15 protein-coding genes and 2 pseudogenes are annotated in these 11866 nt (G+C 66.8%); 7 read left to right on the forward strand and 10 right to left on the reverse strand.

What is annotated here, in order from left to right:
- Positions 1-111 precede the first annotated feature (111 nt).
- Positions 112-522 carry a hypothetical protein gene (locus Vgi01_RS29900; protein ID WP_204293297.1) on the forward strand — a complete coding sequence of 137 codons (411 nt, stop codon included), beginning with the start codon at positions 112-114 and terminating at the stop codon, positions 520-522.
- A gap of 124 nt (positions 523-646) precedes the next feature.
- On the opposite strand, the pseudogene Vgi01_RS31015 reads toward Vgi01_RS29900, so the two are convergent.
- Positions 647-794 (reverse strand): annotated as a pseudogene (locus Vgi01_RS31015) (IS630 family transposase); the annotation flags it as partial.
- 175 nt (positions 795-969) lie between these two features.
- Between Vgi01_RS31015 and Vgi01_RS29905 the strand changes: the two are divergent.
- Both Vgi01_RS29905 and Vgi01_RS31325 read left to right on the forward strand, forming a co-directional pair.
- On the forward strand, positions 970-1344 hold the full coding sequence (locus Vgi01_RS29905; protein ID WP_102656210.1) for a hypothetical protein: 375 nt from the start codon (positions 970-972) through the stop codon (positions 1342-1344).
- Positions 1345-1368: 24 nt separating this feature from the next.
- Positions 1369-1895, forward strand: a pseudogene (locus Vgi01_RS31325) (hypothetical protein); the annotation flags it as partial.
- Between the two features lie 641 nt (positions 1896-2536).
- Here Vgi01_RS31325 and Vgi01_RS29910 read toward each other — a convergent pair.
- A complete protein-coding gene (locus Vgi01_RS29910) occupies positions 2537-3037 on the reverse strand; it encodes a hypothetical protein (protein ID WP_204293298.1) in 501 nt (166 codons plus the stop codon).
- Between the two features lie 322 nt (positions 3038-3359).
- Here Vgi01_RS29910 and Vgi01_RS29915 point away from each other — a divergent pair, with 322 nt between their 5' ends.
- Together Vgi01_RS29915 and Vgi01_RS29920 are read left to right on the forward strand one after the other, a co-directional pair.
- Positions 3360-3983 (forward strand): hypothetical protein, encoded by a 624-nt coding sequence (locus Vgi01_RS29915; protein ID WP_204293299.1) that lies wholly within the window; start codon positions 3360-3362, stop codon positions 3981-3983.
- A 165-nt stretch (positions 3984-4148) separates the two neighbouring features.
- On the forward strand, positions 4149-4676 hold the full coding sequence (locus Vgi01_RS29920; protein WP_239089255.1) for a YunG family protein: 528 nt from the start codon (positions 4149-4151) through the stop codon (positions 4674-4676).
- A 298-nt stretch (positions 4677-4974) separates the two neighbouring features.
- Here the strand turns inward: Vgi01_RS29920 and Vgi01_RS29925 are convergent, their stop codons facing one another.
- Positions 4975-5625: a hypothetical protein gene (locus Vgi01_RS29925; RefSeq protein WP_102656214.1), complete on the reverse strand. Its 651-nt coding sequence runs from the start codon at positions 5623-5625 to the stop codon at positions 4975-4977.
- A gap of 167 nt (positions 5626-5792) precedes the next feature.
- On the opposite strand from Vgi01_RS29925, the gene Vgi01_RS29930 reads away from it, so the two are divergent.
- A complete protein-coding gene (locus Vgi01_RS29930; protein WP_158244835.1) occupies positions 5793-6077 on the forward strand; it encodes a YxzC family protein in 285 nt (94 codons plus the stop codon).
- 136 nt (positions 6078-6213) lie between these two features.
- Here the strand turns inward: Vgi01_RS29930 and Vgi01_RS29935 are convergent, their stop codons facing one another.
- The 6 genes from Vgi01_RS29935 to Vgi01_RS29960 all read right to left on the reverse strand — a co-directional run bounded on the left by Vgi01_RS29935 (position 6214) and on the right by Vgi01_RS29960 (position 10363).
- On the reverse strand, positions 6214-6885 hold the full coding sequence (locus Vgi01_RS29935) for a DNA alkylation repair protein (protein ID WP_203224305.1): 672 nt from the start codon (positions 6883-6885) through the stop codon (positions 6214-6216).
- A 27-nt stretch (positions 6886-6912) separates the two neighbouring features.
- Entirely contained in the window at positions 6913-7065 is a 153-nt protein-coding gene (locus Vgi01_RS29940) for a hypothetical protein (protein WP_203224306.1), read from the reverse strand.
- A 302-nt stretch (positions 7066-7367) separates the two neighbouring features.
- Positions 7368-8021, reverse strand: a complete 654-nt coding sequence (locus Vgi01_RS29945; protein ID WP_204293301.1) for an SRPBCC family protein — start codon at positions 8019-8021, stop codon at positions 7368-7370.
- Complete coding sequence (locus Vgi01_RS29950) at positions 8018-8425, reverse strand: ArsR/SmtB family transcription factor (RefSeq protein ID WP_204293302.1); 408 nt, start codon at positions 8423-8425, stop codon at positions 8018-8020. Before Vgi01_RS29950 ends, Vgi01_RS29945 begins: the two co-directional genes overlap by 4 nt.
- Before the next feature lie 345 nt (positions 8426-8770).
- Positions 8771-9535 carry a hypothetical protein gene (locus Vgi01_RS29955; protein ID WP_204293303.1) on the reverse strand — a complete coding sequence of 255 codons (765 nt, stop codon included), beginning with the start codon at positions 9533-9535 and terminating at the stop codon, positions 8771-8773.
- Positions 9536-9682: 147 nt separating this feature from the next.
- On the reverse strand, positions 9683-10363 hold the full coding sequence (locus Vgi01_RS29960; RefSeq protein WP_102656219.1) for a TetR/AcrR family transcriptional regulator: 681 nt from the start codon (positions 10361-10363) through the stop codon (positions 9683-9685).
- Positions 10364-10486: 123 nt separating this feature from the next.
- Here Vgi01_RS29960 and Vgi01_RS29965 point away from each other — a divergent pair, with 123 nt between their 5' ends.
- On the forward strand, positions 10487-11266 hold the full coding sequence (locus Vgi01_RS29965) for an SDR family NAD(P)-dependent oxidoreductase (protein ID WP_204293304.1): 780 nt from the start codon (positions 10487-10489) through the stop codon (positions 11264-11266).
- Between the two features lie 33 nt (positions 11267-11299).
- Here Vgi01_RS29965 and Vgi01_RS29970 read toward each other — a convergent pair whose 3' ends face one another.
- Positions 11300-11788 (reverse strand): SRPBCC domain-containing protein, encoded by a 489-nt coding sequence (locus tag Vgi01_RS29970; protein WP_102656221.1) that lies wholly within the window; start codon positions 11786-11788, stop codon positions 11300-11302.
- Between the last annotated feature and the right edge of the window lie 78 nt (positions 11789-11866).

Raw genomic sequence — 11866 nt, forward strand, 5'->3', positions numbered from 1 at the left:
GATGGCAGAGTTATTGACGCGTTCAGCGGCAGGACGGGCGTGCCTGTTGCTGAATACAAACGCGCCTGGCTGGACCGTGAACTTATTAATTTCGGATTCTGAGGTGAGGGCATGGATCTGAAGCGCACTCTAGAACTTCTCCGAGATCACCCTGCGGTGCTTGGCGTGGATGGATCATTCGGGCAGGCGGCCGCGTTCATAGAAGGTGTTAACGTAGGTCAGCAGGGTGGCATGCTTGCGGGTTTTCGTGAGTGGCTTGTAGTTCGAGTTGGTGATGGCGCCAATCTGAATTGGCGCGGGCTATTGCTGCGACTCGCGTTGCCCGATGGCTATCAAGGAGGGCTGGCTGGCCTGTCTTCGGACGATGAGCAGAAGCTCATCGGGATGCTTTTTGATCAGTTGGGTGAGTTTCTCGCCGCCCGCGAGTCGGCGGACGGCCTGCTGAGGATATATGACGCCTACCTGAAGTGGCTCCGGAATCAGGATTGGTACACGTCCGATAGTCCGAGCTACCTCGAATAATGGCCAGCCAGGATGCGTAGGTCGGCAGGAACACGAGGTCGACCTGGTTGGCGGCGCACCAGGGGGCGCTTGCGCGGGAGAAGTCGTCGCAGATCAGGTACAGACGCTGGTCGAGGCAGCGGCAGCCCGCGGTGGGCCGGATCCCCAGAGGCCCGGACTCGTCGAACGCGAAGACCCGGTCCGGGAAGCAGTCCAGCACCTGCTCAATCCGGTCGAGCTTTGGCGTCGCGATCAGGGTCGGGCGACTCCTTCCAGGTCTTGGTGCGCTGGAAGGTGATGCCGCGGCGTAGGGACCAGAACGAAGGGGCATCTCGGCAGCGCCGCCGCGAGCCGAATCCTCCCTGAAGTGGACCCGGCAAGCGGGGCTTTCGGACGAGCGCGTGTAAGGGCAGGAAGAAGGGGAACGCGTCGCCGAAGTTCCTGGGGTCAGTGCGAGGAAGGAAAGAGATGAATGCATCTAGTTCGCAGGTGGGTTCCCGGTCGGGCAGAGGTGGCACGACCGCGAAGACCAGCGCCGCTGCCACATTCGCCCTGGTGTTCGGGGTCGCTGCCCTGATCAGTGTCCTGACCGCGATCCTGGCGTCAGTCGGACTGGTGTTGGGCATCATCGGGATCATCCTCGGCGTCATCGGCCTGCGGATGGCCGGTCGACCGAACGTGACTGGCCGGGGTCTCGCCGTCGGCGCACTCATCCTCAGCGTCCTCGCGGTCCTGATCGCGATAGCCTTCGCCGCCGGCCTCACCACCTTCCTCAACAACGAGAACGCGGTGAACCGACTCGAACGCCAGGTCGAGGACCTACGCGACAAGCTACCCCGCTGAACCGTGAGGCAGCCTCCTCGTAGTGCACGTCACAAGCTGCATCGCACACCCGCCTACCTCTCGGCCTACGGGGCGCTTCTGCTGCACGCCGCAGTGGCGGCAGCACGTGGCACCAACGCCCGCACCGCGTGGGCGTACCTGAAGCCGCCGAATCCGCCGCCGACCGACTCCGCCGCAACAGCAACGAATTGTGGACAGCCTTCGGCCCCACCAACGTCCAGCTACACCGAATCTCCGTCGCGGTCGAACTCCAGGACAACCAGCGTGCGCTCCGTGCCGCCGATCAGCTTGATACCTCACCGCTCCCAAGGGCGCTGACCAGCCGACGCGCCCAGGTACACCTCGACCTTGCCGCAGCACACAGCGCCACCCGCGACTCAGACCCACAGGCGATGCTCCAGCTTCTCGAGTACGAGCACCTCGCCCCCGAGGCGATCAGGCTCAACGCCACAGCCACCGGCCTCATCACGAAACTGCTCCGGCGGGAACGCCCCCGCCACACCTCTGGCCTGCGAGCTCTTGCCGGCCGAGCAGGAGTACCAGACTCATGACCGAAGCCGACCCGGTCGCCCTCCTCGTCGTGTGCGCCGCTCCGCCGGCCGCCAAAAGTAACCGAACTGGCCGAACGCCTCCGCGCAACCGGCTGGGACGTCCACGCCGCAATGACCGAGGCGGCAACGGCCTGGATGGACCCGGCGTCGCTACCGCAGGCCACAGGTCATCCCGTCAAGACCGAGCCCCGCGGCCCGCACAGCACGCGCGTGACCAGTGCAGGCGCGCCACCGTCGACCGCATCGCGATCCGACCGTTGTGAACAGCTGAGGAACGGGCGGCACTCACCGGGCTACTCCCGGACAGCACGGCTCCACTGCGGGTCGTCTCGACGGCCCAGGTGCCGTCCGTGCTTGCCTATGGGCGAGCCGACTCAGGACAAGCCCTGTCCGAAAATCCGCGTTCCGCCGCTCCGCTCACCCACGCGTCCGCACAAACCGGCCGACGCGATACTCGATTCGCAGCACTGGCCCCGGACCAGATCGCGGTCACCATCGTCATGAAACGCAAAGCCAATGACCGCTTCCGTTGCCGTCCGGTGACGGCGACGAGGGCTCTGCGGCATGTCCGGGTACGCGGTCGTGGGTTGATTCTGCTCGTGGCGCTCGCGCCAGGTCGCCGATGGGTCTGCGGCTGCCCGTTAGCCGTCACGCTTGACCAGGTCAGCGAGGTGCGCGCAGGGCTGCTCGACCTCACGGTGCCAGGCGCTGCCGATCACGGCGACGGGGTGGCTGACCTCCCTGACCCTCCCGTCGGTGGCCTCTACCGTGAACCGGGTCGATAACGGCTCGCTGCCGAACGGGATCGAACAGTCGATGCGCACCTCGACCTCGATCCAGGCGGTGCCGCCGGGACGCAGCAGCGGAGACTGCCCGGCACCTCGGACCCGGATACCCGGCAGCTGACCGGACGTCGCGCGGACAGTGATCGGCGCGGGCCCCGCATTGATCACCGCCAGTTGTCCTGCCATCTGGTAGATGCCCCTGGCGTCCCCACCCCCGCTACCGCCGGATGCAACGAAGGCCACGAGTGAGATCGAAGAGTTCCGCTCCCGTTCCTCCCGCGAGTCCCGCAACTGGTTGACCGCTACACCGCCAAGCACCATGCCGACCACAAAGGCAGCGACGAGCCGTACACCCATCTTTCGTCTGCCTGTAACGCGGTCAGGGGCTGGCCGGCCCGAGGACAGTGACTGGTGATCGTGGTCGCCTAGATCTATGAATCCGCGCTCCGCCGACATGGCGTGAGCCTAGAGAACACGCTCGAGGGCCACGATCGTTCTACACCCGCAGACTCGGATGCCTGAGCATCGTCGGGTCCGGCAGACGGACGGGGAACGAGCCCAGACGGCCGAAGGACCGATATACCGAAAGTAGCGGTCACCGACACGGCAACGCCCGGCCGGCGACAGATCCGGATGCTTCTAGGTGACGGCTACGTGGGCAGTGGGGATCATGGGTGGCATGACTGGGTTCGGTTACAAGACATCGTGGCTGGCGGTCCGGAACCGGACCCCCGTCGAGGTCGCCGACGCGCTGGGACTGTACGACCGGGAACTCCTCGATTGGGCAACCGGCACTGGCCGCGCCTACCAGCACGGTGTGTATGTGGCCGCGCCTGTGCCGGGCTGGACCCTTGCTCACAGCCGCCGGCATTTGCCGCCGGGTTTCGACGCGGCGGAGTCATCTTTTCCTGACTGGCTCACCGCGCTCAGTCGGCAGCTGGGGGAGGTGCAGTTCTTCGCCAATGAACGGGTCCCGGACTATCACGCCTGGGCTTGGGCCCGGGATGGGGAGCTGATGCGCGCCTACTGTTTCATCGGCGAGCTAGGCGAGGTGCCGCTGTTCGTCGGTGCTGCGACGGCCGACGAGATCGAGTTGGGTATCGGCATTCGTGGCCTGACGCCGGGGTGCGAGAACTGGTCTGATGAGGAGTGGACAGCCTGGTACGACACGACGCCGTGCGAGTCCGACGTGCTGGCGATAGCCGGTCGCTGGAGCATCGCCCCGACTGCTATCGACGATGCCACCGTGACCACACCCGGCATCTACGGCATACCACCATCATCCTCCAGCGTCCCACAGTGACATCCAGGCTGAAGGCCCCTCCACCCCGTAGGCCTACCCTTTCGAGCCGGTAGCGCCGTACGCGGCGTGAGCGTGCCCGCTCGTGGTGCCATTCGGTCGGCCAGGACCCGAGGCGGGGTTGTCCCTTGACTCTCGACCCGGTCGAAGGATCACCCTTCCTGGGTGATGTCTGAAGAGCGCGACCGACGATCGATCCCTCTCGCGATTGACCTGGAGATGCTGCGGCCGGTACTGCGTGGCGGCTGGGGAGCGGATACCTGCGACCCGCACGATGTGCGGGATTGGCACACCGGCAACCCGGCCCGTGGTCAATGCGGAGTGACTGCCTTGATCATCCAGGACCTGCTGGGCGGAGAGCTGATCCTCGGCGAGGTCCTCGCCGGAGACGTCAGGGTCGGCTACCACTACTGGAATCGATTGGCCGACGGCCGCGAGGTCGACCTGACAGCTGACCAGTTCCAGCCACCGGAAGTCGTTGTCGGCGGTCAAGTCCAGCAACGCCCGCCGGGCCCACCTCGGCGATGCCGCCAGCAGTACGAGATCCTGCGGGACCGCGTCTTCGTGGCCCTCTACGGCGGGCGAACCAAGCAATCCACGCAAGCGTCTGGCACATCAGAGAATGGGTCGGCTCTCCCACCAACCGCGCACCGGACGAGCATGACGGCATCGCATGGGTCGGGATCAGCGAGCTAAGCGGTCTTCCCCTCGTGTTTGGCGCCCTGCCGGCATTGCTTGGTTCCCTGCCTGAGCCTGACCGGCTGCCTCGCCGTGACGAAGCACGGACATCCGCATCGCCGAGCGGCCCGTAGATCCATCACTGCTCGGCACCCTCCGGTGGAATTCCGACATCCGGTCATCGGCAGGATCGGATGTCGGCGGTCGTCACCGACGCCACCTTTGGCCGCGACCGCTTTGTGTGGCCAGATGAGGTTACTGGTCCACCGTCCGCCAGTGGCCGATCGAAGGTCGGAGGGGAGATGCCTCGATTGCGTTAGATGTGGCCAGTCCAGGGTTTCCCGATGTCCGCGCGTGTCGCGCTGTGTCCGGGTGGTAGGTCAAGGACATCGATCAGGCTGGGGTCCTCGTCGACGGCATGGTGCAGGTGTCCGAGTTTGCCGGTGCTGCCTGTCGCGTCGGTGGCTCCGATCAGCTGCCAGACTCCGTCGTCGGCGTCGTGACTGATCAGCAGGACAGGCTCGTGACGTTCGAAGACTTCAGGGGTTTGGATACAGGTGGTGCCCAGTAGCCAGTGAAGCATCCACCAGGCTCGCCGATCGTGTTGCATGACGTGGTCGGTGACCCACCACACGAACGGCAGGTCCTCGTGGGCGCGTGACTGGTCTGCGGTCAGGTCCGGACCGCCCTGCGGGACCCGCTCGAACGGCTCGTCGACGAGCGAGAACGCGTGCGTACCCTTGTTGGCGAAGATGACGGCGTGGAAGGTGCCGCCGCCAGGATTGCCGGCACCAATCCCGATGGACAGACGGGCGACGTGCGGGTCCGAGCCGGTGGTCCAGCCGAACGCGTACGAGGCCAGCTCACCGCCCGGTCCCACGAACTCGCCGAACGCACGCCGGTCCATGCCCGTGACATCGGCCGTCGGCACCTCAACGAGCGCACCCTCCAGCACCTGGATCTCCACGCCGGCAACATAGCTGATCGAGAACAGCGGGTCGGTCCGGGTCGAAGACCTGAGTCAGTTCGCGCTACTGGAAACGGTGTACCGGCCGGGATCTGAGTTCCACCGGGATCGAGCCCCGGCCGTCCACCCGGGAGTGGTACGTCCTGTGGATCTGTCAAGGTTGTGGGATGTCCTTGAGTCCTCACCCGCCGCCGAATCGCGACCAGATCGAGTCGATGCTCCTGGCGCTTCTGGACGGAAGTCAGTCACGCGACGAGGTCGACCGATGGGCAGCTCAGTGGGTCACCGACCCGGATGGCGGCGGTGTGGAAGACGCGGATGTCTGGTGGGCGTTGACTCAGCTGCACGGCATCGACCTGCGCCACGCCAAGGACGGCCCGTACCTGCACGACGACGAGCAGATACGACACTGGCTCCATGCCTTCCGCGCGCGCCGTCCCCGGGCGTCCTGACCACAGACACGCCCGACGAGCGGCAGAACCGCACGTTTGCATGGGCAGGTCTGCGTGAGCGCTGCGCTTCGCGTCGATAGCCAGCTTCTGTCGATCGTGCCCGAGGGGCAGCGGGGGAGCGTGGGCAGGAGGTTTCCTACCTGTCGTGCTGTCGGCGCACCATCTCGGTGATCCAGATGGGCGCGAACGGAGACGTGCAGTTCGGCGGAGTCGGGTAGTCCTTGAGTACCTCCAGGCGCTCGCCGATGTCGATCGCACGAGCACGTTGTTCGGCGTGCTCGATCCCGATCTGAGCCAGGCAGTGGTTCATCGCCCACTGCAGGCGATCCGGGGCGTCTTTCATCTCCGCCTCGATGACATCGAGTAGTCCTGCGAGGTCGAGGCCCTCGGGTTTCTTCGTTACGCGTTCGGTGGTCAGCGCCCAGCCGGCACTCGCGATCACCGGATCCGGATCGGCGGACCAGGCCAGACGCAGCTCTTCGGCGTGCGGGTTCTTCTTCACCACATAGTTGACGAACCAGTCGTGCACCTTGGGTGTGCGCGCCTCGCGCAACATGACGTCCAACTCGTCACGCTCGAACGCCTTCGGGCGGCAGATCAGGATCGCCAGCAGCCTCGCCGCGGTGTCGTCCGTCTTCCAGAGTTGGCACGCGAGTGCCTGCTGCGTTTTCAGTCGCTTCGCGAGCTCGCGCAGCTTGCCGAGGTGCACACCGTGGTCGTCCCCGTGTTTCTCGTTCACCTCGCGGGTCTTCGGGTCCTCGATCGCGGCGAGTTCGGCCATCACCTCGGCCACTGTCGTCCCAGTCATTTCAGCCTCCTGTCCGTCATGCGGGGGTCACTCGCGCAGCGGGTGGCATCCGCTGGCCCTCCGCGTCCGTGGGAGTTCGCGGTGGGTCGGCGCGGCCGGCTCGGTCGGTGTGCCCGGTGGGAAGCCGTCGGCGGGGTCGGCGGAGAAGGCGGCCGCGCCGAGCATTGCGCCACCGAACACCGGTCATCCGTGGGTCCCCAGGCACCGCCCGGCCGCACCGCCGGGCCAAGGGTCCGGTGCAGCCCGATCACACACGCCACGGTCAGCAGACCGCTGACCACGAGGTTGGCGATCTGGATTCATCCTTGGTCGCCGGTGCCCAGCATGCTGGCCGGGTGCCGGCTGCTGTCGAATCCGTCCCTGGTGAGTATCTGCAGGACGACCACGACGATGTAGAGCGGTCCGGCGACGCAGCAGCCTCGTCTCCCGGGCGGCGGCGCTGGGCGCCCTGCCGGCGGCGGTGGTGATGACATCGTGGGTCATCAGCTGTCGCCTCTGGTGTCGGGGGCGTAGTGCTGTACCGCGAAGGCGATGGCCGCGGCGATGTCGTCGTCGCTGGTTCCCCAGGCGGCCTGGATGGCGGGAGCCCAGGCCTGGCAGCTGCGGATGGCGAACTCCTTCACCTCGGGCGTGTCCTCCCACGTGGCCGGGTCAACGCTCACGCCGTGCAGGAAGAGGTCGAGGCCGAGCAGCGCGAGGTCCCAGCCGCCGCCGATTCCGATCGTTCCACCGGGACCGTAGGTGCGCACCAACTCGTCGACGATCTCGGCGGGTGAGGCGTGTTCCAGCTCGAAGACGGTGCGGCCGTTGTCGCCGGGTGCCAGGCGCACCTCGACCTCGGTCGACATGCCCTCGCCGAGGACCCAGGTCACCTTGAGCAGGTGGGGTTCCTCGCAGCGCAGGATTTCGCCGCCGGCGTTGTCCTTGAGCTGGAACGTGCCGCCGACCCGCAGGTCGCCCTCGATCGGGCCCAGCCAGCGGCTGAGCCGCTCCGGTTCGGTGCAGGCGCTCCACACGTCCTCGATGGGGGCGTCGTAGACCCGCCGCAGCAGCAGCGATCGCCCTGCGCCGGCGGCAACCGCCTGGTTGCCGATCTCCCGGTGGGTGGCGTTGACCTGGTTGATGATGTCGATCACGTCGACTCCTCGCTATCTGACTCGGCTGCCTGACGACGTTCCGGTGTCTCGCCGGCGTTTCCACGTTTGTCGCGCGGTTCGCGGCGTTGACGCTTGCCACGGGCGAGTTCGGTGGCCAACGCGTCCAGTCGCTGGCTCCAGAACTGCCGGAAGCGTCCGAGCCAGATGTCGACCTCCTGCAGCGGCGCGGGCTCCACGGCGTAGAGGCGGCGCGTACCGTCCGGGCGGACGGTGACGAAACCCGACTCCCTCAGCACTCGCAGGTGTTGCGACACCGCAGGTGCTGAGATGCCGAACTCTGCCCGGACCACCTCGCTGACGGCCCCGGCGGCCTGTTCGCCGTCGGCGAGCAGCTCCAGTATTCGGCGCCTGACCGGGTCGCCGAGGACATCGAACGCGTGCACCCGGGGAACTATCCCAACCCATACTTAATTAAGTCAAGGCTGAACTACGGCGTGGTGCTGTTCTCGTCAGCCGTACACCATGCGTTCGGCTGACGAGGCGGCCACCTGGTCGCAGCGGACGGCTTCAGCTCGCCGCAGCCTCCGCTGCTCCAGCGGCCGCTTCCGAGCCGACCTCGGCCCAGGACCACCCGCTTGGTGACCACGCTGGTCGACGGCGTCGCCAGTCGGGCGTGGCTTGCGGTTACCATGCCGTCCCCGGGAGTCTGACCACGGACATGCCCGACATGCAGCAGACCAGGATGCCCAACCCCCCGCTGCCCTCGTCGTTCCGTCTTCGCAGAGGGCTCAGCTGCTGGCGTGTGTGGCCGGCATTTCCGGTGGCTGGGGGGTCGTCTCGTCGTCCGGGTGTGGAGGCGGCTGGAACGCGATGTCGGTCACGTCGGCGATCAGTTCGGTGAAGTCGGTGCCGTACGCGGCTGGCTCGGTGATGCGCAGCACCAACGCGAACGGCCGGTCGGTGCCGAACGTCCGGGCGAGGTCGGGGTGGTGTTTGGTCAGGTATCGGGCGCCGGCGAGGTTGCTGCCCGCGGTCAGGCCGCCGATGAAGAAGATCGGGCGCCCGCCGGTCGGCCCCCAGAACCGGGCGAGCAGGACGTAGCTGGTCTCTGGGCTGTAGACGTAGTCGGTGCCGCCGACGGTGAACGACATCCGGCGTTTGTCCTCGTCGAAGATCTCGTACGTCACGCCACGGAGGATCGCGCGTACGTGTGTGGCGCTGCGCGGGCTCGCGCCGGGGCCGCCGACACAGAACTCGGTCAGCCGGCCGATCTCCCCGGTCGGCTGGTTCTCGCCGACCCGGTCGGCGTGGGCGCCGCATTCCCGGGCGATGGTCGCCAGTTCCACCAGCGCGGCGACGTCGCGGCGGTGGACGCTGAACTCGCGCGGCGACGACGCGTGCCGGGACACCACCAGCAGACAACTCGCCCCGGCGGTGAGCCCGAAGAAGGCGCGTGCCCGGTTCAGCTTGCGCCGACGCAGCAGGAACCCCGTGAGCCAGACGGCCGTGCCGGCGATGACGCTCGCCAGCAGATTGATGAGAAGATCGCCCATGCCTCGATGATGTCCGACCGAGCGATGACGTCGAGGGCGGTCTCCAGGCACACCGTTGGCGGGGATCGGGGAGAGCGCCTGTACCTGAGGACTAACCTGCCAGCTGGCAAGGCTCCGGCTTGCCGCGGAGTCTGTTGCCAGGACTTCTCAGCGGCCCTGCGTGTCGTCTGCGGTAGATGCGGTAACGACCTCGCGGTCCCGGTGGTGACCATCGGTGCCGTACCGGGCAACCATGGTTCGGACGGCTTCTTCCACCACCGCGGTCGTGCGGGCAGGGGACACCGTCCAGTCCGGCAGCAGAAGGCTCGGCCAGAACAGGTAGTTGGAGATCATCCCGAGGAACTGGGTGGCGGCCATCTCCGGGTCAGCGATGTCTGCGGCTCCCGCGTCGTGCTCGGCCACCAGGTAGATCCGGACGGTCTCGAAGTACGGCAGTTTGCCCTGTGAGAAGTGCGCCTTGGCCAGTTCGGGAAACCGTGGCAGTTCGGCGATGACGATGCGGAACAGGTCCGTCATCTCCGGCTGGCTCACCAGTGTCGCGTAGCGCCGTCCCAGAACCGTCAGGCCGGCTGCCAGGTCACCGGTGGGTGGCACGTCGGCGACGTCGTTCTCGGCCCATGAGTCGATGACGATGGCATCGAACAATGCTGCCTTCGTCGGGAACTGCTTGAACAACGTGGCTTTTGACACGCCAGCACTGTCGGCAACACGGGCCAGCGACGTCCGGTCGTAGCCCAATTCGAGGAAAAGCTCAGTAGCGGCCTGCACGATGAGCGCGCGCTTCTCCTCCGCCACGCGCTGGTGATAGGCCGACGGCACTGGGGTCATGCGCCCATAATAGCGAGGCGAGTGGGTTGACTCACCATCTGCAGGGGCGTAGCTTCGGCAAGGTGAGTCGCTCGACTCGCCACCTGGTCTCGGGTGTCGCCCCATACGTACTCGGAGGAACTGATGTCCCGCTTCGCCGATCAAACCGTTCTCGTCACCGGTGGCACTGGTGGGCAGGGGGCCAGCCACGTTCGCGCCTTCCATGCCGAAGGCGCCAACGTCGTCATCGGCGGCACAAATGCCGAGCGTGGGGCTGGCCTCGCCGCCGAGTTGGGAGATCGGGCGCGTTTCGTCCGCTTCGACGTGTCCCAGGAGGAGTCGTGGGCCGCCGCCGTCGCGGAGACCGAAAAGGCATTCGGCGCGCTCACGATCCTGGTCAACAACGCCGGGGTGCAGAACCCGCCGGTCCTCATCGAGTCCACCGACCGGGCCACGTGGGCTCGCATCCTCGACATCAACCTCACCGGCACGTTCCTCGGCATCAAGGCCGCCGCACCGGCGCTGCGGCGCGCGGGTGGAGGAACGATCATCAACATCGCTTCCACCGTGGGCATCGGCGGTACTGCCTTCTACGCGCCCTACGTCGCCAGCAAGTGGGCGGTCCGAGGGCTCACTCGAACTGCTGCCCTTGAGCTGGGCCGCGACAACATCCGCGTCAATGTCATCCACCCCGGCGTTGTCGCCACCCCGTTCATCACCGAGCCGGCGGCCGGCGCCGACACCCCGATCGCCGACTTCTACTCGCCCGAGCCGTTCGCCGTCCCGCGACTCGGACAGCCCGCCGACATCACTGCGCTGCTGTTGTTTCTCACATCGCCGGACGCGACGTTCATCACCGGCGCCGAGTATGTCATCGACGGCGGACTGCTCCTCGGCCCCGCACTGCAGAAGGAAGCGGCATGAACCCCGCAGCCACCACGGCGAGCGCAGGCACTATCACCGCGGTTGCTGACGCTGCCGGACGGATTGCAGCACCGCGTCGAGGCCGTTGAGCCGCAGCACGCTCCCGCCGCGCAGGTGCGCCAGGTCCGTACTGCCGTCCCCCGTGCACTTGAGGAACGCCACCTGCTCGGTCCATTCCAGACGGGTGCCGTCCGTCTCTGCGTCCAGCCGGACGGTGACCAGTGAGGTCCATCGCAGGTCGCCGTCGACGATGGCCTCGTAGCCGTAGACAATCCGGTGTGCGTCCGCGATGTCGATGTACCGCGACCGGTACTCCAGCCGCTCGGGCGCCGTGTCCAGCCCGGTGAAGGTGCTGCTTGCCGTCTCGCCTCCGCCCACCCGGAAGTCGTGCTCGTATGAGGCTCCGCTGCCAGGAAGCCGGAACCATCCCCGTCTGATCGCGGTATCGGCGAACGCGGTAAAGACCTCGCCCGGCGGCACGTCGAGGTGCCGCGAGATCGTGAAGGTGTCGTGTCGGACCATGCCGTCCTCCCGCTGTCACAGCCACCAAGGGGTGGCCGCACGTCCGTTACGATCAGTAAGAAACGTGCGGCCGGCGGA

It is taken from the genome of Micromonospora gifhornensis (assembly GCF_016863515.1).
Taxonomy (GTDB): domain Bacteria; phylum Actinomycetota; class Actinomycetes; order Mycobacteriales; family Micromonosporaceae; genus Micromonospora; species Micromonospora gifhornensis.

Coding starts and splice junctions, on each gene's coding strand:
- Vgi01_RS29910 (WP_204293298.1), bottom strand. CDS start 3,037: ATGGGTGTACGGCTCGTCGCTGCCTTTGTGGTCGGCATGGTGCTTGGC.
- Vgi01_RS29970 (WP_102656221.1), bottom strand. CDS start 11,788: ATGGTCCGACACGACACCTTCACGATCTCGCGGCACCTCGACGTGCCG.
- Vgi01_RS29955 (WP_204293303.1), bottom strand. CDS start 9,535: ATGGGCGATCTTCTCATCAATCTGCTGGCGAGCGTCATCGCCGGCACG.
- Vgi01_RS29905 (WP_102656210.1), top strand. CDS start 970: ATGAATGCATCTAGTTCGCAGGTGGGTTCCCGGTCGGGCAGAGGTGGC.
- Vgi01_RS29900 (WP_204293297.1), top strand. CDS start 112: ATGGATCTGAAGCGCACTCTAGAACTTCTCCGAGATCACCCTGCGGTG.
- Vgi01_RS29935 (WP_203224305.1), bottom strand. CDS start 6,885: ATGACTGGGACGACAGTGGCCGAGGTGATGGCCGAACTCGCCGCGATC.
- Vgi01_RS29965 (WP_204293304.1), top strand. CDS start 10,487: ATGTCCCGCTTCGCCGATCAAACCGTTCTCGTCACCGGTGGCACTGGT.
- Vgi01_RS29915 (WP_204293299.1), top strand. CDS start 3,360: ATGACTGGGTTCGGTTACAAGACATCGTGGCTGGCGGTCCGGAACCGG.
- Vgi01_RS29920 (WP_239089255.1), top strand. CDS start 4,149: ATGTCTGAAGAGCGCGACCGACGATCGATCCCTCTCGCGATTGACCTG.
- Vgi01_RS29960 (WP_102656219.1), bottom strand. CDS start 10,363: ATGACCCCAGTGCCGTCGGCCTATCACCAGCGCGTGGCGGAGGAGAAG.
- Vgi01_RS29930 (WP_158244835.1), top strand. CDS start 5,793: ATGTCCTTGAGTCCTCACCCGCCGCCGAATCGCGACCAGATCGAGTCG.